The sequence below is a fragment of the Arthrobacter sp. PvP023 genome (assembly GCF_017832975.1).
Lineage (GTDB): Bacteria > Actinomycetota > Actinomycetes > Actinomycetales > Micrococcaceae > Arthrobacter.
In genome coordinates this window covers 2,952,037-2,970,370 of sequence record NZ_JAFIBI010000001.1, presented here as the reverse complement: position 1 = coordinate 2,970,370, position 18,334 = coordinate 2,952,037, and the positions used below count along the sequence as shown (strand labels likewise).

Genomic DNA, 18,334 nt, shown 5'->3' with positions numbered 1-18,334 from the left:
TCCACATGAATGTGGGGGCCGGCCGTGGCTGCGCCTGCAACGTGATGCCAGGAGCCACCTCGTCACCGCACTGGTTTCCGCAAACGGCAGGACCTTGCAGCGGGTGGCGCGGGACATCATTCCATTGCCGGAGATCTTGCACGCCGGTGTCTGCACCACCAGCGCCTGTGTATTCGAAGAGGTCGACCGGACGGGACTCGATCCGGAGATGCCGATACTGTCGGTGAGCTATCGGGGGGCACGTGCGGAACTGGCGTGGACCAAACCAAGGACTGTGACGGTTTTCGACATCCATGAGGTCAGTGCAGATAGGGAATCGGTTGCCATCGCCGACGGACTCTGGCAAACCACGTTTACGTTGCCGGAGGCATCCGGCAACCGGACGTACAAGGTCGTGGGGAAGCGGTCCGGCGGGGGAACGGTCAGCAGCGCCGGGCTTCTCGTGGAAGTACCCGGCAACTGAGCAGCCGGAAGGGCCGGTGGTGATGGCAGATACATGCCCATCACCACCGGCCCTTTTCCATGACTGCCGTGCTCGGCGGCTGTCATGCAGGTGGCTGAGACGGGCCCGTGAGGCCCGCCTCAGCTACCGTGGGAGCAGCTCCCTTACGGGGTCTTGATGAGAACCAGGGCCTGGTGGGCGGCGACATTAATGGTCGTTCCGTTGACGGATCCATTCTCGGCGGGGGTGTCGGCCGTCCAACCGCTTGTCAGGCCGAGGTCAGCCTGCGCCACGGCGTCACCGCTGTTGAGTAGGACCATGGCGCGTTCACCGTTCGCCGCAACCAGCTCATACGCCTTTAAGGTCGCTGTGCCGGTGGGGTGTTCGATGGTTTCCAGGGCCTTCTCGCCTGTCGCGCGTGGCTGCAGCAGTACGGTGTGATCGGTGCCGGCCGGTTGGCCGAGCTGGATCCACTGCTGGTTCGGCTGGGGCCAGTCGCCCGAGACCCTGCCGGAGTCCAGGGCCACCGATGGTTGAGCCGCCCCCAGCAGGTGAACGTCCAGATCGACGCCCTTGTAGCCGTGCGCAGTGAGCTTGCCAGGGGTCTGGTCGATGCTCGTGGTGAGCGTGTGCAGGTTGAACCTGCTGGGAGCGGAGGACTTGATACGGTCCCAGATCAGGAACGAGTTGAAGGCACCCTTGAGCTGGACCACGTTCCGCTGATATTCGGTGGCCCCGGGTGTGGCGCCGCCGGTCTGGATCAGGTCCAGCTTGTCGGAGTGATGGCGTACCGGTGTCGTCACCTGGGGTGCAGTGCCCTGCCATGCCCCGTTGACCTGGAACTGGACGACGTTGTGGGCAGCGGCGCTGTTGAACCAGACGTTGTCACCGTTGAAGTAGCCGCCGGTACCGGAGTCGAGAGCTAGGGGCACGTTTTTACCCCACAGGGAGAATCCTGACCGGTCATCGTGGTTATGTCCAAGGGGACGCGGCGTGTTGGACATGATGAGGTAGTTCTCATCGGCCGTGCCGACCTTGTCGCGCAGAATGTCGTAACCGACGCTGGCGACCGTGGACGAGGAGAGTTGAGGGTCCTTGGCGAGTAGCCCGGGATCAGTGTTCAGCAGCGGGGGCAGCGCCCACGGATTGGCTCCGGTATCGGCGACGGGTGAACCTGCCCTTTGCCACGTCCATTGCATCTGTGCGGAAAGCTCCGGGTCGGTTTCCTTGTAGAGGGAGGCGTTCCACCCAAGAATCCGGTAGGGCTTTTCGTTGTAGTCGGCGTCACCGATCGCTGGCATAAGCACCGTTCCGGGCGCTTTCGTATTGGTTGAGTCGACGGGGGTCTGGATGTTCACTAGGAATGAGAACATCTTCTTCAACTTTGGATCGTTGACCAGGTCGGTCCCGCCGGCCCGCTGGAGTGCCTGCGCGAACGGTACGAGCCGGACCAACGGTGCGGCGTGGTAGCGGATGGTTTCGGGGAACGCGCCGTCGTCACCAACGACGGTGTCCAGTGTCCACCTCACCTCGCCCTGGGCATGTGCCCGGTATGTGGCGGACGAGGTCAGGTTGGGCAGTGCCATGCTGACCATCCCGACGCCGATGGCCCGGTCGAGGTTCCAGTTCGAGATCCGTCCGGCTTCGGTGGACCTGTTGTAGTACGTCTGGTTCATCTGGGTGTCTTGCATCCAGCCCAGTCGGTCCGTGAGCCATGCCCGGTCAGCGGCGCTCATGGCCTTGGAGTCGAGCACCAGATCCAACGCCTGCGCGAATCCACCCATGGCACGGCCGAAGTGCACCGCGCCGTAGCCGTCCTCGCCATTGGGTTTGCCTCCGGAGGTGAGGGCGTAGTTCATTCCCCAGATGGATTCGCCGATGAGGTACTTCAGTCCGAGGATGGCTTTTTGTGCTGCGGTTTCGTCACCGGTGACCAGGTAGACGTTGGCACTTGCCTGGGTGGCTTCAAACAGCGGGGAGTCCCATCGGGTGTGGGTGTCCCAGTTGTAGGCAGGTGCCTTGTAGGCGGTACCTACTGGCACGCCGGAGTCGTTGGTGAAGGTTACTGTCCACGTCAGTCCGGCGCCGTCGATGAGTCCTCGCTGGCTGATGGTGGCACCCAGCGAGTAGCGCCCACCGGCCGTTGCGGGAAGGTCCGCATTCAAGGTCGCGGTGATCTTGTCGGCCGGGGCTGCCCCTGTGTATTTAAGAGAAGCGGTGCCAGCAACAGCCCAGTCTGTGGACTTGGTAAGTTGGGCGCCTGCCGTGGCTCCGCTGGCTGCCCAGGCACTCTCCGACGAGTCGAAAGTCTCGAAGCTGTTATCGGGGATGGACAGCGGCTGGCTGTTGGCCAGGGAGATGAGGCTGATTCCGTCCACCATACTGGAGCCTTTGCCGCTGAATTCGGCGGCAAGGCGCATCTTGGTCGCACCGGCGGGAACTGTGTAGATATTGCTTTGTCCCCGGTGTGGGTTGACCAGGTAGGCAGGGTCTGAAAGCTGCTCGGCGCTCCACTTCTCCGACAGAGCGACTTGTCGCCGGTATTCTTCACCGACAGCGCCATTCTTGACGCGTTCCCTGAGCGCGCTGACGTCGCCTTTGCCCAACAGCAAGGAGGGCCTCGCATTTTTGCTTGCATCTTTTGCCGGATCGATGACCGTGCTCCGGATCAGCGAAAGATCGTCAAACCAGGCCTGGCCTTTGCCTGCGACACGCACGAACGCCTTCGCCTCCGTGGCGGCGGCAGGGGGGAACCCTTGAAGGCCGGAGGCATGCCATTCGCTGGCACCTTCCACCGGTTCGACCACCTGCTCGCTGAGAGTGGTGCCGTTCGCGTCCAGGTATTTCAGACCGGCCGTTGCCCTACCGGATTGAAGAGCGGTTTTCACCGCCGCTGAGAAGTCGTATCCGGCGAGCCGCTCAACGGGGAACGGCGAAGACTCCAGCACGGACTGGTCGGCATCGGACTGGTTTTTGATCGTCAGAGAGTTTGAACCGGTTTTCGCTGTCCCTGCGTCCGGACCGGCCACATTACCTTCAGTCACGCCGGGAACGGTCACCTGACGGGAGATGGAAACATCGTCAAACCAGGCTGTTCCGGCGTTATACAGCCGGTAGTCTATCCGGACTGAAACAGCACCTGCCGGGGCCTCCAGCACCGACTCAACATAGGTCCAATCTCCGGTGGAAACGGAGTTCTGTACAACCTTGTCACCGCCAACGGTCTGACCATTGGCATTGCGGAAGATCACCAGGGGGCGAATATCGCCAGACGCGGCATTCTGTCCTTTAACCCAGAAGCCAAACCTATAGATTCCCGGCGTAACAGGCACGTAGTTGATCTGCTGCCAGTCACCGATCCCGCCAGGTACCCCGTCGATCCGCAAGGATTTCGAGCCGGAATGGGCAACCGCCGAGTCCCACACCATCGTTGCTTTGGGTGCCGCGTAGTTGTACGTCTTCCAGTTGGCCGGGGAGGTCGTTCCTTCTTCCGCAGAAGGATTAGGGACCGGGACCGGTTCCCACTGAGTGGACGCCGCGGACCACCCGTTCGCAGCTGATGGCGCCGGGGTCGCAAGGGCTTCGGCTCCTCCGTTGGGAACAAGCTCGCGCTGCTGACGTACGTCCGGTGACACGTCATCCACATCGATGGAACCTGAGCCCTGAACTTGCAGAATAACTTGAACATTCTTTGCATCAGCGGGTGTCACCGCTGTCAGACTTACTGCTGACCATGACCCGGACTTCAGGTCAGCGGCTGCGGACTGTTGGCCCACTTCCTTACCGCCGGCGTCTGTAAAGCGGACCCGCAGCTCAGCCTTTGGAGAGCCCTCCGCCAACCTGACCATCAGCCGGTAAAAAACAACCTCAGTGCTCTTCTTGAGCTTCACTTCCGGAGAGCTGAGAATCGTCGGGGCCTCGGAGGAGGAGGCCACCCGCACGCCCCTGGCCCCGGCGCGGGCTGAGGAAGTGCCAGTCGTTGCCGTTCCTGGGCCACTGGAGGTCCAGCCACCGGGAAGTCCCGGCGCTGATGCATCCTCAAATGAGCCTCCCGGTATATCGAACCCGGCCGCAATGTCATTAGCAGGAGCCTGGGGGAGTGCCGCCACGGCCCCCGTCGCCAAGGCGGTGCTGACAAGCAGGGAGAGCGTTAGAGCGCCGCCCAGCGGGCGGCAGAGAGTTTGGTGCTTCACAAGGTGAACCCCTTCGTTCCGGTGCAGGTGAGCGACATCAGACGTCCGTGCACGAGGCATAGGAGGCCGCATATGATGCGGATCACTGATATCGATATCACCCTAAGGGTCGAGGGTTGCGAATGGCAATAGCGGTCTCACGTCGGTCCCACCCTTGCAAGCGGTTGAACGTTATGATGAAATCGATATCACGCAGCGAAGAAGAGCAGCTGTACAGGGCGCTGAAGCGCAGATCTGACTACTCCACCGACAGGGAAAGTTGGAAGCAGCGGCATCCCGTGTCCTCGGCAAGCGAGTTCCTGATTGGGCCGATGGCCACAGCTACAACAATGAACGCCTGTGGCAGCAAACGCCGCGGCGAATTGATCCGCCGGATGAAGAAACGCGGGCGGCCGCCGCACTACGCCGCCGGCGACGATGCCGAACGCGCCAGGCAGCGTGGGTGTCTGCCCACCGTAAGCATGCCCAGCATGGCAGGCATCCCGAGCGGATCAAGGAGCTCGCCACCAAAGTCCCGGGATGGAGCCGTTTCGCTTTACCCAGGTAGAGAAAACAGAAACGGCGCAACACTACGAACTCTGTTTAGCGACATGGTCTGGGGAATTTCGAACATCTCCGCCACACCTCTTGAACGCCGATAATGGACGTTTCGTCGTCTTGGCCTAAGCCAGCTCATCCTGGTGTTGCCTTAGTGCAGTCACCCTTCGAGGCTGTCGTTGTCCGTGGCGAACCAGCGGCCCGGGGGAGGGCAAAAGGAGAGAACGCGCGGGACAAGTGCTGGATCAACGGTCTGGCCGGCTATATGGGGCAGGTAAGTGGGCAAAAGGGGTGTGCACATTGTGCACACTCTGGGCTTCGGACTCGGTCGTACTGGGGCTGGATCGGGCCGTACTCGGAATGTTTCCGCGGGAGCCCAGTGTTGGCAAGGGCTGGAATGCAGTTCGAGTCCCACCTCGGGCACGCATAACCCCTCGTCAGAGGGGTTTTTGCTTTAATGTGTGGACATTGACCCTCCACGGGTCCCTCTGACGTTGTCCGCGGGCTTGTGCCTGGCGCCGCGGTCGCCTATTCGGTTGTGTGGGTGGCGGGATCAAGGCCCCTGGCCTCTGGGCCCTCCGCCTGCTGGAATCTGGGGTATGTGCCGTCCTATCTGGCTGTTCCGGTGGCCAGTTGTTGGCCCTCACTCATTCATGGCCAAGAGTTGTGGTGACGACGTGACTAAGCGGAATTGTCTTCGAGGATCTTCCGCGGATAGCTGCTTGCTACGAGCCAGGCAGACGACGCTCATCGCGTGTTTGTCCGGCCAAAGGGGGGTGTGCACATTGTGCACACTTTTGTGCACGGGCGGCTTTTCGACCCGCATTTCGGTACCTTCCTCCTGATTCCTGCTGACACCACTTCATGCAGGCCTCTGTTCCAGGCGACATGACTTTGCGGCCCGGATCGTAGGTTTCGTTGGACGTTTCCAGGTTCAGCGGGAACGTCTCCGGGGTTATCTGTGGCTGGGGTACGATCCGTCCCCAGAGCGGAGGTGTGTGGGATCCGGACTCTTCTTCCGGGCAGCCCTGGTTTGGTTGATCCGCCTGACTTTGGCGCCCCGGACTGGCAACGCTGCTCACTTCCCCTGCGTGGAGCATGCGCAGGAGTGGAATTCCGACCCGGGCGGATGGGACAGAGCGGTGGAGAACTGGCTCGGAAACGTCCCGCCGTCGTCGTCCGCATCCCTATACCTGCGGGCCTATGAGGCTTCGAGGGCGAGTTGGAGGAATTGGTGGGCTTTGCTGCCTCGGCCTTCCCACCAGTTGACGAAGGCGATGGCGGTGAGGATGGGGGCGGAGTGTTTGGTGTTGCTGTGCGTGTAGGCGTGGAGCAGCAGCTGTTGTGCCCATTCGACCCGGGACCATTGGGGCCCGCCGTGGGTTTGGCCGAGGAGAACCCGGTCCATCGGTTCGTCGATTCCAGCGCCCTGCAGCGCTTCCCTGACCATCGAGGACTTCTCTGTGTGGGAGCTGTTGATCCGTTCCCTGGATGTGAGCGCCGGCGGGTTCTGCGCTGTGAACTGCCATTCGGGCTCGGCGTCGCCCAGCCAGACGTAGGCCTTGGCCAGCAGTTTTTTGATCCCGGAGGACGTGCAGCTGGTAGCGCGCTGGTTCACTGGCGCCGGGGGGAAGGGGGAGATCTCTGGCGGCGTAGGACGGGAGGCAGCCGACTTTCTCACCATCCACGAGCACAGCCACAGCCTGCGGATCTACCGGGTTCTCGGGTTCGCGCTGAAGCTGCGCCTGGCCCTCGTAATAGCCGCGCTCACCGAGGCCTTTGCGGTTCGCGAGGGAGGTAACGGCATCCTTGGCGAAAGTGGTGGTGCTCCAACCTCCAGACAGGCGTTGAGGTGCATGGAGATGCGAAGCGTGACGGGTGGCTGGTCTGGTTCTTGTTTGACCTGCGCCTTCGGTTCGGCCACCGAGACTGAACTACTGCAGATTACCTGCCGCAGCCAATTGCCGAGCCCCATGCTTCCCCCTGAACGTCAACGGCAAAGGTGCCACGGGGCTGACTCTACCAATCGGAAACCAGCTGGAGTTGCAGCAGGTTCCGTCACTGCACAAGATATGGCCGACGGCCGTCTTTACTCCAGGTCCCAGGGAAGGGTCCAGTCGAAGTCGCGCGGACGAAGGTCCTTGGTGTCGGGACCGAAAGGAAGGATCCTGAAGGTCCCCGCCTCGGGGTCCACAGTTCCGTCCGGCCTGAACGTCATGCCGGACCATACGCCCATCATGCAGAGCCCCGGATGCTGGCGGGCGTGGTCGACCTCGTTGCGCGTCACGATGACCGAGTCACCGTTGCTCCGTGTGCCTTTCGCTTCAAGATAGATCCGCTCGCCACCCCTATCCACTACAGCGTCATAGGGGCGATTCTGCCGGGTGTCTGTGACAGTCCAGCCATCGTCCCGGTAGTAGCCCATCAAACGATCCTGTGCAGCGTCCTCAATTGCTCTGCGGATCTCGGCGTCCATTTGCAGGGCCCTGCCCGTTTGCAGCGAGCTGATCCAATACCTCACGCAGGTCCGGGTCTGCCACGTCGGCAGTCTCAGGGTCCGGGCCATTCAGAATTGCGGTCCTGCTTCTGCCACAGCACCCCAAGCTACGGACGCGAATGGGCGCGGATGTACTGTCGAGTGCTCGATCCATGATTGAAGCCAAAACTTCGGCCTCGCCTTGGACTCAACAGCAGCAGGACCTGGTTTTGGAGGCGCGAAAATTCCGTTGCCCACTTGGGACTGCTTAGGAAGGACGGAGCAGACTTCATGGCAGCAGGAACCGTGTTTATCGAGGCACTGCTGCCTCATACGGAGCAATGCGACGTGGAATATTGGGCCCACGGGGCCCCGTAGAGCGGCGCGGCGAGGACGCTCACGCCACGCAGTTACTCGACTAAGTCAGTTGTTTTGGTGAGTGAGGAGCCGTGGCAAGCCTCGTTACCTTTTTCGCGGGCAGAGGAACGTTAGTCGTCCTGCTCGGGCTGGTAATCCTGACGCTGACTGAACTGGGCGGTCGACCTTCCATCGACATTCTTACCTCCGGCGGCCTTGCGCTTGGCCCACGCAGTCGACGTCTTGGCTACGTTTATCGGGTTGAGCTTCTCAGCCCTCTCCAGTTTTGCAGCGTCTCCTTTGGCCATGTAACGCACAACCAGCCAGACTTCGGTGAGAACGACGGCCGCCAGTACAGGAACGCTAATGATGCCCGGCCAGCCATTCACAATCTGCAGAGCGACACCGAACGGCACATACAGCAGGATGATGATGCCCAGCCATTTGAACATTTTCAGGTCATTGGTCGAAAATCCCTCGAACCGCCACGGCTCCCGGCGTTTAGGCTCAGGAGGACGAAGCTCTGGCGGCAGTGGAAGATCCGGGACCTGCTCGGGGCTCCACAGCCTTGGCGGGCGATTCTCCCGCTTTGCCTCCTGCTTTTCCATCTCGAACGCAGCCATCTTGTGCTTCTGATTGCGGTCGTTATACTGCTTGAGACGCGTCCGCTTCCATTCAACATCGCTCATACGAGCCTGGTGTTCGCGGTTCTGCTGCCCTTCCCGCGCGCGTGTGTCAGCAGCACGTTCGCCGCCGGTGGAGCTGAACCAGCCCATAATTTCCCCCAATATTTGATGAGTCGCTTCGCGCTGACCTATGAGTATTCGTCACGCTAACCATACGCCGTGCAAAAGTGACAAATGGGGCACCGATCAGGACGGCCAACTTTTGTGTCCTGCTCTCCAGCAGCTCATGAGCTGTACGCCTGGCGACGATGGGGAATTGCATATTCGTAGCGGAAACACCTCGAATATGTTGGGGAATCCAATAGGCCTTGAAGCGATCATTCGGGACTCACGGTTTACTGGGCCGATGACGGGGAGGCCGAGTAGAACCCAAAAAATCGATAGCGCTTTCATTGAGCCGGCGCCTGGGTGAGCGGCGAGTAACTCCGCGGCCCCAGGAAGCCATCATCAATCCTTCAGTAGCGGGCCAACCCGCGTGGGCCCACGACGACGTCCATGCCCTCTAAGGGCACTCGTTGAAAGTCGAAGACTGGGCGATGCTCGCTCACGGTCCGGCGCCGGTTGCGAAAGGGCCCCGGACCTGGTCGGAGCTACTTCCGACAGGTGACCGTCTGTCCCTGGTTGAGGGCCTTATGCCCGTCAACATACTGTGCGACCTTCATGGTCATGCTGTCGGGGCCAAACGTCAGTTCCGCCTTGGCGTCGGTGTCTGAGCTTTTCGCGGGATCATCGCCCAGGCCAAGGAACGCTCCTGTCGTCCCTGGAACCTGAATGATTTCAGGCATCTTGACGTATGACTGCCCAAGGAGTAGCGCGCCGTCCTTGTACTCCCACTCGTCTGTCCTGGACACGGATGCTTTCTTGCCGGGGCCGTCGTAAGAGGTCATGATGCCGCTGGACTCGAACTCCACGTCAGGGCTGATTGCTACGACCAGGTTGGTATCAACGCCGAAGAACTGGACGTCGCTATCCCACTCACTGCTGGAATCACCTTTGCAGTGCCATCTGCCGACGAGAAAGTCCGCGAGCAAGACTTCATTGGCCGCCGGACTGGAAATGGCTGTGGGCGTGTCTGCCTGGTTTGCTTGAGCCGGCGCGGTGGCTGCTGGAGCGCACCCTGTCAGAGCCATTGCCGTGAGCGCCGCAAAGGCACCAGCCAAAACGATCTTTTTCATGTGTCCCCCAAATTGATTGATTAATGCCGCGCCAACTCTAACCGAATTGGTCTCGGCAGTTGACGTGGTCGGAATTGAATAAGGCGGTCGACACCAAAGGCATAGGCGCATCCACCGAGGATCTCTCCACAATTCATATCCATTAGCCAGATCGCAGGGGCTTATGCGAAGGCAGTTGAACCATCTATCTGGGGAGTCAGACCATGCCAGCGTACCCGTCAACCGGATGACGAGATTCCAGAAGTGGAACGCGAAGGGCCGTCCACCGTAGGAGGCCTTCAAGTGGGGGAAGAAGAGCTGGCAAAAGTACCTCGGCAAAAGCAGCATTTTGGAAACACTTCCGAACCCCATTGACCGCGCTGGCGTTTCTGGAGACTTTCAAGCTCGTCCGTAATCCGAACTCGGCTCTCGACGCACCTAGGACGTCAATGTGGTCAACGCGGGCGGTGGCACGTCGACGCACCTGTCCTTGAATTCTGCGCTCGTCACGACACTATGCGGCCAGAAGACTGGATCCGTGGCCTGGTTCCTCCCGGGCGGCTGCAGGAAATGTTCAAAGGCAGCCAACAAACGGGGTATCGCGACCAACACCGACACGGATTCAACGCTCATCGACCTCGCCACCGTCCTGAACTCCGCGACAAGTACCTGACTTTATTGCCCTAGATCAATTTCAGACTTATACGTAGAGCATCTCGGCCGACGCTAAATCCGACGCTCTCGGTAGTCGAATATGGCGATCGGCTTAGCCGTCACGGATCTGACACAAACCGCCAAGCAATTGAGTCGTGAACTAGTTTGAGGTCAATGGATTGAATCCGTAAATGGTGCGGTGAGGAGGCGGTAAGTGGAATTCGACGTACAGAACGCCGTAGGGATACCGGTGCGGCACGAGGATCCTGGTGATCTGTCCGGAATTGTCACTAACCTGGCGCGGGTCACAGCCAAAGGCCGGCAGAAACTGGCCAACGATCCATTGACTAAGGCATTCCTGGCTTCTGCTCTGAAACTAACCGAAGAACTCTTCTTGGGAACCCCCAACGACGCTGAAGAGGTCCGCCCCACGATGTCGTACCTGTCGCGCCCCAAAGTTCTCGCGCAGACTCTCGCAGACTCCCCAGACCTGATACCGACCCCTGGTAAATTCCGGGACCGCTGGACTGCACATCAGCATTTTCTTGCGGATTTCATCTCCTACGCGCTGACCGCCCGCCATTGGAGCCTGCATATCGCACTGTCCCGGAGTGCCGAGGAGATGTTGAGCTCAGCCGAAGAGTTCTCAGATTCTGTGCATCGAATTGCATACGAAGACCTAAAACTTGTTCTTGAGCTCCCTGCCTACAGATTCCAACTCCTTGCCGTCGCATCCGCCGGCGCAGACTCGGTTGCATCTGAAGCATTGTCGAGAATGTATGCCACGCTTTCCGAGGCCTGGACGGCTCTCTACACGCAGATCTTCAAGGCACACGGTGTGCAATTCCGGCCCGGCATTTCCCTGGAAACCTTCAACATCATCCTGCAAGCCACCGCCGAAGGTCTCGGCATGCGCCTGCTCGCCGGCGTAGATGAACCCATCCTCGATCACGAAACAAGATCGACAATTCTGGGAACAGCAGCCCTGGGCCTTTACCTCGGTTTCGTCGACCCTGGAGACGGGCTCACGGTAGAGGAAGCGGCACAAAAACGCATTCTCGAATAGGCGCTTACAAACACCTCCCAAGTGGGAGGACCGCATGCAGCACTCCCAACAAAGTGCCCATGAACGGCATCTAGATAGTCGATCGGCGTCCTGATCAAATATCAGTACTCGCACCCCTTGCTCAGAAGGAGCCATTCGATGATACACAAGATAGCCTCTACAGCTTCGGCAGTCGCCGTCGCCATAACCCTAGCTTTGGCCGGTGTTGTATCCGCTGCACCGGCGAATGCGGCGGGGGCAACTATATCCGTGACCTTTGGAGACTGGCGATGCGCTGCCACAGGCGGAGGCTCTGTAGTAGCAGTCCAAATGGGGTCGCAGTATGGTTCTGCCCCTTATACCCGAGGACGCACGATCAATATCGGCGCAAGGCTTTACGCTGGGAACCATCTGACGGGAGTGATTTGGTGCAAGCGTCCGTGGTGGAGGCTTGGCGTTGTAACTCCCGTTTACAACATCTCTCAAGGTGTTTGGGTCTCCTACCGGGGTCAACATTTCAACGTCTGAGAAGCAGTAGGTCAGATCGCCCAAGCGCTAGTGACCCAAGCGCTAGTGAGGGGTGCAGGATTCCTTGGAGTCCTGCACCCCTCAGTGCTGGGTGGGTTGTAACGCAGCCCACTTCGGGCACAACGGAGGGAGGTTGGGCGCTGGAGTCGGCCAGGCGGAACTACAGGGCGAGGGCCCGGTGATGGCTATCCACGGGCCTCTTCGCGACGAAACAGCTATTACGTGGTGACCTTGAACCGCGGTATGTACGCACCAAGACCGGAGCGGATCCGGGCAAGAGCCGCTCACGAGCCTCGCCGGTGCCCGGTCCACGCCCCCGCGGATGCACTCGATTAGCCGTCACTCGACGTCTCAACACCGCGGCTCTTGATTTCGTCAGCACGGCGAGCCAGAACTTCGCTCCTGCCCCGCCGTCCCCGGCCACAGCCCCAGGATGTGCAGTTCGCCGTTGGAGTGACGTGCGGAACCTGCGCGTGAAACATGAGGATGGGCAACGTGGCGGTGTTCCTGGCCGCGGCGCTGCTCCGCGCCGGAGCTGCTGCGGGCACCTTCGCGTTGACCTCACCGCAGGTAGTTTGCCAGAGTCACACCACCGACGGGCAAGTGTAACCAGAGCTTGAGATCTCACCCGGGCTGTCGCATGGAGTTTGACGCGCAACTTCTTAGTTGCGGCATTCCTTCCGGGGTGCTGATCAGGTACAGGCGGAATCCCCAGAAGAAGCGTGAGTGCGAGGCGCAGTAGCCGTAGCCGGCGTGCGCGGCCAGATCGGACCGTTTGACGGTTTCCCGCGACATCCCGCAGGGCAGCGGGGTGGAATCGACCAGCCGGAGCACGTCATGCCAGGACGGTGTGTCCTTGGCCAGGGCCGTGATGGTCGCGGAGATCAGCGTCCCGGCGGCCCGGATCCGTTTGTTGTAGCCGGACTGCTGCGGAATTCCGGGGAACATCCCGGTCAGGTGCGTCCCGGCGTAACGGATCCACCTGGTTTCGGACGAGTATCCGAGCAGTTGCTGCGCCACCACCAGGCAGAGCCGCTCAGCATCGGACAGCCCGGGCGTGCGCCCGGGCCGCGCCACCTCCCGCGCTTCTATCGGGCTCACCGACACGTATCCCTGCTTGACCGCCCACGAGTACAGGCGGCCCAACGCCGCAAGGCCCCGGTTCCAGCGGGCACCGCCGACCCGCCGCGGGTTGCTCAGCGACCTGGTGCGCCAGTCCTCGAAATCCCACAGGTCATCGGGGCCTGCCTCATCCCAGTCCTCGTCTCGACGCCACAGGAAGTCGAAGAAGACGCAGTAGTCCGTCGCATAGTTCCGCTTCGTCTCCTGCTCCAGCCGAGCGAAGGACGAACGGACCAGGAAACGGCCCAATCGTCCATCGATCTGGCAGTCCGGCGGCAGCCGGCTCCCGCTGATTACCATCGGCTGGACGGTCTACGGGCTCTGCTACCTGGGCTTCGCTGTGGCCAACTCCGCGTGGCAGGTCTGGCCCCTGTTCGCCTTCTACGGCGTCTTCTACGCCGTCACCGAAGGTGTGTCCCGGGCGTTGATCGCCGACTTCGTCGGCCAGGACGGGCGGGGCAGGGCCTACGGCGTCTGCGACGCCGTTGTGGGCGTCGCTGCATTGCCTGCCGGCGCCCGGTGTGGAGCCGGCCGCGGACGTTCTCGCCCGTGCCCGCCCGGCCCTTGATGCACTCCTTGCCGACTCCCCGGGTGTATCCGTGATCGTTGTGACCCATGACGCGGTGATCCGGCCGTTGATCGCCTCGACAGACCCGACCAAAACGGTCCTTGCCGTGCCGACGGGGAGCTGGAACGGTCTCTGAGGCCGCGCAGTGTTTTATCTGTCTGCTCGGCGGACAGTAGTCTGATCATCGGTGGTATGACCAGATTTAGGATCATAGGGCGGCGTCGAGGGTGACGAAGCCGTAGCCTGCCGCCCGGAGCTGGGAGATCACCTGTGAGAGGGCCGCGGCGTCGAGCGTTGAGCCGTCGTCGGGGTTCGAGCCGAGGTGCATCAGGACGATCTCCCCGGGCTGCGCGGAAGCCATGACGCGCTGGACGATGAAGCTCGGACCGCGCGTTCCGTTCATGGTCCCTTGCCAGCCCAGGGTGTCAACGGTCCACCGGATCGCCGCGTAACCGGCGGCGTTGACGTCTGCGATCGTGCGGGAATCGCGGGCGCCGAAGGGGAAGCGGAAGAACGGGAGCGGGTCGCCTCCAGCGGCCCTGACGGTCCTCTGCGCGCTGCTGATCTCGGTCGCGATCTGGGCGTCGGCCAGGGTCGTGAAGTCTGGGTGGGTCATGGAGTGATTGCCGATCCGATTCCCCGCGTTGTAGATCAGCGCCGGGTCGGAGGGGAACTGGTTGACCCAGTCTCCAGTGAGGAAGAATGTGCCTGGGACGCCGTTGGCTGCGAGGGTGGCGAGGATCGATCGGAGGCCGGCGTCGTTGGCGCCGGCGTCGAACGTGAGCGCGACAACCTTCTGCGTGGTCGGAATGCGCTCGAGGTCCACGCCCAGGAGCGTCGACGGGACGCTGGTGTAGATGACCTCGGTCCTGCCGCTGGCCGCGTGCCACAGGATCGAACCGTGCTGGAAGTCGCTGCGGCGTCCGCCCGTGATGCCGTACTCGCCGCTGGTCGGGTAGCCGAGCCGGCTGCGCTCCCAACCGAGGGCCACCCACTGGGCCCGGATGGCTCCGTACACCTCGTGGGCTCCCGTGGCGGGCGACCAGTAGATCGACGAGCCGGCGTTCATGCCGCTGAGGTGGTTGTACCGGCCGACCCCGTCGGGGGTGGCGGTCTCGTCCGTGAGCGGGAAACGCAGTAAGCCGGCGGGCCCGCCGAACTCCAGATAGCGTCCGCGGATCGCCCCGTGCACCTCGTGCGCTCCGGTGCCGGGGCTCCAGTAGACCGACCCTCCGGCGAAGTCGTTGTACCGACCAGCGGCGCCCGGAGTGGCGGTCTCGTCCGTGAGCGGGAAACCCAGTAAGCCGGCCGGTCCGCCGAATGCGAGATAGCGTCCGCGGATCGCCCCGTGCACCTCGTGCGCTCCGGTGCCGGGGCTCCAGTAGACCGACCCTCCGGCGAAGTCGTTGTACCGACCAGCGGCGCCCGGAGTGGCGGTCTCGTCCGTGAGCGGGAAACCCAGTAAGCCGGCCGGTCCGCCGAATGCGAGATAGCGTCCGCGGATCGCCCCGTGCACCTCGTGCGCTCCGGTGCCGGGGCTCCAGTAGATCGTGCCGGCGGTGTAGTCCTGGGCGCGACCCCCAGCGATGTCGTAAGCACTGCCGACTGGCGTGCCGAGGAACGATGCGCTGCCGCCGAGCTGATCATAGTGCTGGACGATCGCGTCGTCGCCGGCCTGCTCGACCGCCATCGACGCCGGAACGCTCCACTGCGCAGCCACCGCTGATGCGGCGGCCGCGGGCGGCCCCAGAGCCGTGCCCCCGAGGCCGCCGCCGAGGGCGAGGGCCAAGGCCATTCCGAGGACGGCGGGTCGAGACCGGCGCATTGTGACCCCTTCGTGCTGATCGAGCCATGCGAGCTTTGGTCAAGACGCTACGCCCCAGGTGCGTGCCCGGGTAGGACCATAAGTCCCGAAGCGCAACCCGACCACCAGCGCCACCGTCCGCGGCGCTGCCGCAGTCGCCGCGTGTTGGGGTCCGCTCGAAGAGCAGCCGGGTGCCAAGGGTGCCGCCGAACGAGAACTTCCGCAGCGAGTATGTTGCCCGACGGATCTCAGTACTGCCACCGACAGTTTGTGGGGTCGCCCGGGCTTCGCACGATGCGATGGCAAATATCCATCAGAGACTGTTCGGGGCATTTGGTTCCAACAAACGAACCGGCGCCTCCTTTGCCGGAGACTTTCCCTCCGGAGGAACACGCCGGTACAGTGCCCATCTTTCATGCAGTGAACATATCCGGGCGGCTTGTCGACCAAGCCGACGGGCCCCATTTTCCGCAAACGACGCGCCGAACGTCAGGCTGCGAATGTTGTAACGGTGCACCCCGGGACAGTGGGGGAGGGGACTGGCAGAAGACACTCCTTAGGCTGTCAAAGCCGGCCGGGGACCGGCCGGGGATACGTTCCCTGGCATCCAAATAGGCCGTCAGCGCGCTCCCTGTTGCGTTCGGCGGCGGCGGTTCACGGTGTCGGAAACTGCTACGCCTATGAGGGGAAGGACGGCCCCCATAGCGGCAACGAAGGCCGGGAAGAGAAAGCTCAAATTTGCCAGCACCACCAAGGCTCCGATGCCGGCGAGATCAGATGGTTGGCGTTGGCCCAGTACCTGTCGAATAAAGAAGCCCCGGCCGGCAAGGAAGAGAGCCGGCCCACCAAAAAGAAGTAGAACGGTGGCCAGATCGGGGCGGGCGGCCGGATCGCTGATCACGAGCTGATCACCAACCGCCACTAGGATCAGGCCTGCCAGCAACATGACCAAGGTGTTGCCCGCCAAAATGCCGGGCCGGAACTGATCATCGACAGAAGCAAGCTTTTCCAGAATGTCCTGTTCGAGGCCATGGAAGTAGCACCACCAGATCGCGACGCTTCCGGCCAAACTTACGGTCCCGGTCAGAAATATCAAGGGGTCCTCCAGATTGCCTGAAATCGCCAGGCCGGTTGAAAGGATCGTCTCGCCGAGCGCGATCAGGTAGAACAGCCCGAACCGCTCAAAGATCCTCTCTCCCGGGAGCGGGACACGGCTGCCTTCGGTTTTCCGGCCCGGCAACCGGTGGGCCACCATATGGCCACTCAGATCGATCGCGGCAGCGACACTCCAGAACATCAAACGCGGCCCCGGAGCGAAGAAGACGCCGGCAATCCAAAAAGGCGCGCTCATGCACCCCCAGATCAGCGTGCGCACGAAGTGGTCGTGGGTGGTCCGGTCAAGTCCGGCAGTGAGCATCCACGCACCTCGGCCCAGCTGGACCAGGAGGTAGCTCGCAGCAAAGAGCCAGCCGAAGTCACCAAACGCTGAGCCGACTGAGGCGTTCATGAACAGTGTGACAAGCATGATGATCAGCAGCATCCACTGCACCTCAAGCCGCGAAGTGTCCAGCAACGTCACCGACCAGGTCGTATACACCCACACCTTATAGACCGCAAGAAGAAGCACAAATGTCTCACCGGCCCCCACCCATGAAGGATGCTCCAGCAAATGATGGGACAGTTGCGATAGCGCGAAGACAAATACAAGGTCGAAGAATAACTCAAGGCGCGTGACCCGGTCTCCGGAGGTTGCGTAACGCATTAGCGACCTGTCACGGAACATCAGTAGCCTCCATTGGGCCAGGAGCGGGCGGACACCCCCTCCTCTTGTCGAAAAGACTGACAACGGTCAGCGGAGAAGTCAAGGGCGCCAACTCGCGGCGATCCGCTGACTCGACGTGGACGTAGCCCCGCTTCCTGACCTGCCAGACGACTGTCTCCCGCCCCGGTACCGGTAGACGGCCGATGTTAGCGAACTAGGTTCAGCGCCGCGTTGACGATGGACGCTTCGTCGATGCCGTGGATCCGGTAGGCGTCCTGGAGATCAGAGGACTGGCCGAAGTCCTTTACTCCCAGGGAGACTGTGCGGTCGCCTCGGGCACCGGCCAAGAAGGACAAGGTAACGGGGTGTCCGTTCTGGACGGTGACGAGGGGCGCGGGGGCGTGTCGTGGAAGGAGTGCGTCGATGATGTCGGGCCCACTGCTGTCCGTGGCGGCGTTCAGTGAGTTGCGCCGCTGGAGGGATTCGAAGACCAGGTCCGGGCTGGTGAGGCAGACGACGCCGGCCATGATGCCAAGTGCCTTCAGCCGGGCGGCGGACGCTATGACTTTGGGCATCATTGCGCCGACACCGACCAGAGTGACCCTGTCCTCGACTGGGTCGTGGTCGGTCAGCCGGTAACCGCCGGCCACCGCGTGCCTGCGGCGCCGCTCCAGCAGCACCGCATCCGTCGGCATGGCCGCGTGAGCCTGGTCCAGTGGACGGGTCGTGAGCCGGAAGTAGGCCGAGCGTCCTCCGGGAATGCCTATGGGGCTCATGGTTTCGAGCATGCACCATTCCAGGTCCTGCGCGAAGGCTGGCTCCCAGGCCGTGCACTCGGGCTGTTCCAAGCCGATGGATGGAGTGGTAATGGACTGTTGCGCGCCGCCCTCCGGTGCCAGAGTCACCCCTGACGGCGTCCCAACCCGGATTGACTGGCCGCCGGCGTACATGCCGAAGGACCACGGTTCGAGGGCGCTGGCCACGAACGGGTCGTACATGGTGGCGA

General features: G+C 62.0%; 12 protein-coding genes and 2 pseudogenes. 4 read left to right on the top strand and 10 right to left on the bottom strand.

Annotated elements, in window-relative coordinates; translation table 11 throughout:
• Positions 1-274 precede the first annotated feature (274 nt).
• The gene (locus tag JOE31_RS13650) at positions 275-463 is read left to right on the top strand and encodes a hypothetical protein (RefSeq protein WP_209745473.1); all 189 of its coding nucleotides are present in this window, start codon (positions 275-277) and stop codon (positions 461-463) included.
• Positions 464-606: 143 nt separating this feature from the next.
• Here the strand turns inward: JOE31_RS13650 and JOE31_RS21840 are convergent, their stop codons facing one another.
• From JOE31_RS21840 to JOE31_RS13625, 5 genes are all read right to left on the bottom strand, one after another.
• The gene (locus JOE31_RS21840; RefSeq protein WP_209745470.1) at positions 607-4,086 is read right to left on the bottom strand and encodes a heparinase II/III family protein; all 3,480 of its coding nucleotides are present in this window, start codon (positions 4,084-4,086) and stop codon (positions 607-609) included.
• A 2,287-nt stretch (positions 4,087-6,373) separates the two neighbouring features.
• Positions 6,374-6,790, bottom strand: a complete 417-nt coding sequence (locus JOE31_RS13640) for a hypothetical protein (protein WP_209745467.1) — start codon at positions 6,788-6,790, stop codon at positions 6,374-6,376.
• 471 nt (positions 6,791-7,261) lie between these two features.
• Positions 7,262-7,597: a DUF3883 domain-containing protein gene (locus JOE31_RS13635; RefSeq protein ID WP_209745464.1), complete on the bottom strand. Its 336-nt coding sequence runs from the start codon at positions 7,595-7,597 to the stop codon at positions 7,262-7,264.
• 539 nt (positions 7,598-8,136) lie between these two features.
• Positions 8,137-8,781 carry a hypothetical protein gene (locus JOE31_RS13630; protein WP_209745461.1) on the bottom strand — a complete coding sequence of 215 codons (645 nt, stop codon included), beginning with the start codon at positions 8,779-8,781 and terminating at the stop codon, positions 8,137-8,139.
• Positions 8,782-9,281: 500 nt separating this feature from the next.
• Entirely contained in the window at positions 9,282-9,866 is a 585-nt protein-coding gene (locus JOE31_RS13625; protein WP_209745458.1) for a hypothetical protein, read from the bottom strand.
• A gap of 847 nt (positions 9,867-10,713) precedes the next feature.
• On the opposite strand from JOE31_RS13625, the gene JOE31_RS13620 reads away from it, so the two are divergent.
• On the top strand, positions 10,714-11,565 hold the full coding sequence (locus JOE31_RS13620; RefSeq protein WP_209745456.1) for a hypothetical protein: 852 nt from the start codon (positions 10,714-10,716) through the stop codon (positions 11,563-11,565).
• 1,155 nt (positions 11,566-12,720) lie between these two features.
• Here the strand turns inward: JOE31_RS13620 and JOE31_RS21555 are convergent.
• Together JOE31_RS21555 and JOE31_RS21550 are read right to left on the bottom strand one after the other, a co-directional pair.
• A pseudogene (locus JOE31_RS21555) lies at positions 12,721-13,143 on the bottom strand (IS982 family transposase); the annotation flags it as partial.
• 51 nt (positions 13,144-13,194) lie between these two features.
• A pseudogene (locus JOE31_RS21550) lies at positions 13,195-13,494 on the bottom strand (site-specific integrase); the annotation flags it as partial.
• Between the two features lie 40 nt (positions 13,495-13,534).
• On the opposite strand from JOE31_RS21550, the gene JOE31_RS13610 reads away from it, so the two are divergent.
• Together JOE31_RS13610 and JOE31_RS21940 are read left to right on the top strand one after the other, a co-directional pair.
• Positions 13,535-13,762, top strand: coding sequence for a hypothetical protein (locus JOE31_RS13610; protein WP_209748706.1), 228 nt, complete (start codon positions 13,535-13,537; stop codon positions 13,760-13,762).
• Positions 13,716-13,898 carry a histidine phosphatase family protein gene (locus JOE31_RS21940; protein ID WP_209745450.1) on the top strand — a complete coding sequence of 61 codons (183 nt, stop codon included), beginning with the start codon at positions 13,716-13,718 and terminating at the stop codon, positions 13,896-13,898. The genes JOE31_RS13610 and JOE31_RS21940 overlap by 47 nt, the downstream gene beginning before the upstream one ends.
• Before the next feature lie 72 nt (positions 13,899-13,970).
• Here JOE31_RS21940 and JOE31_RS13600 read toward each other — a convergent pair whose 3' ends face one another.
• From JOE31_RS13600 to JOE31_RS13590, 3 genes are all read right to left on the bottom strand, one after another.
• On the bottom strand, positions 13,971-15,587 hold the full coding sequence (locus JOE31_RS13600) for a polysaccharide deacetylase family protein (protein ID WP_209745447.1): 1,617 nt from the start codon (positions 15,585-15,587) through the stop codon (positions 13,971-13,973).
• A gap of 598 nt (positions 15,588-16,185) precedes the next feature.
• Positions 16,186-17,328: a low temperature requirement protein A gene (locus tag JOE31_RS13595; protein ID WP_245199185.1), complete on the bottom strand. Its 1,143-nt coding sequence runs from the start codon at positions 17,326-17,328 to the stop codon at positions 16,186-16,188.
• Between the two features lie 206 nt (positions 17,329-17,534).
• The gene (locus tag JOE31_RS13590) at positions 17,535-18,326 is read right to left on the bottom strand and encodes an alpha-ketoacid dehydrogenase subunit beta (protein WP_245199184.1); all 792 of its coding nucleotides are present in this window, start codon (positions 18,324-18,326) and stop codon (positions 17,535-17,537) included.
• Between the last annotated feature and the right edge of the window lie 8 nt (positions 18,327-18,334).